Annotated in this window: 1 pseudogene; it reads left to right on the top strand. The window is 45.7% G+C overall.

Annotated elements, in window-relative coordinates:
- Positions 1 to 840: pseudogene (locus tag CIK04_RS31315) on the top strand (transposase); the annotation flags it as partial.
- Positions 841 to 988: the final 148 nt, after the last annotated feature.

The raw sequence follows: 988 nt of genomic DNA, 5'->3' as shown, positions 1-988 counted from the left end.
GTATCGTACAACATCAGACTGGCTTGAAAGGCAGAAAAGTAAGCTGCTTCCAGTTCATTACTACATGGTAACCTTCACATTACCTTATGAACTGAGAAGCTTAGCTCGCTCTGCTCCCCGAGCACTTTATCAAACCATGTTCCGCGTGGCTTCATCTACGTTAAAAGACTTTGCTCAAAGGCAAACCCAAGGTGAGCTGGGATTTACTATCGTCCTTCATACACACAGCCGAAAGCGAGAGCTACATCCTCACTTGCACGTTATCGTTGCGGGAGGGCAATATGATGCAAAGAGGCATCAGTGGTTTAAAGGAAAAAGAATTACCTGTTTAATGAGTTCGCCCTCGCCAAGGTCTGGCGTGCCCGAATGCTAGAATCCATCAATCAGACAATACCTGCGGTTTTACCCCGAGATGTTCCCTCAAAATGGGTCGTAGACTGTCGGTGTGTTGGGTATGGGTTACCTGCTCTGCAATATCTGTCACGCTATCTCTACCGTGGAGTCTTGCCAGACAAAGACATCAAATCTGTCACAGAGAATGAAGTCACCTTCGAATATGTAGATGGCAAAACGAAACAACGAAGATCCCGAACACTTCCGATAACACAGTTCCTATGGTTGATACTTCAACATGTTTTACCAAAAGGTCTTCAGCGAGTTAGAGACTATGGTTTTCTTCGCGGCAACGCCCATCAACTCTGCCTACAAATTCAGTTACTGTTTTTATCTGCGAGCGAACTTTACCGCCCTGTATCTAGGACAGAACAGTCGAAAGTGGTACGTAGTTGCCCTTGTTGCCATCATGAAATGGCTTGTGTTGGAGTCAGCCGACCGAGTTAGCCGAAAGGCAGAAAGAATAAGGATAATGGAGACAGTCATGACAGAAGGGTCGCCTATGAATCGAGCTTAACAGACTGTTCAACTTAAGGTGTGAAGCTATCAGGCCTCACATCATGACACCGTTCGCTTCAAGAAAAGTCACATCTTA

Source organism: Vibrio sp. 03_296 (genome assembly GCF_002265885.1).
Note: the sequence above shows the minus strand (reverse complement) of the source record. Positions and strands in the feature narration are given on the sequence as shown.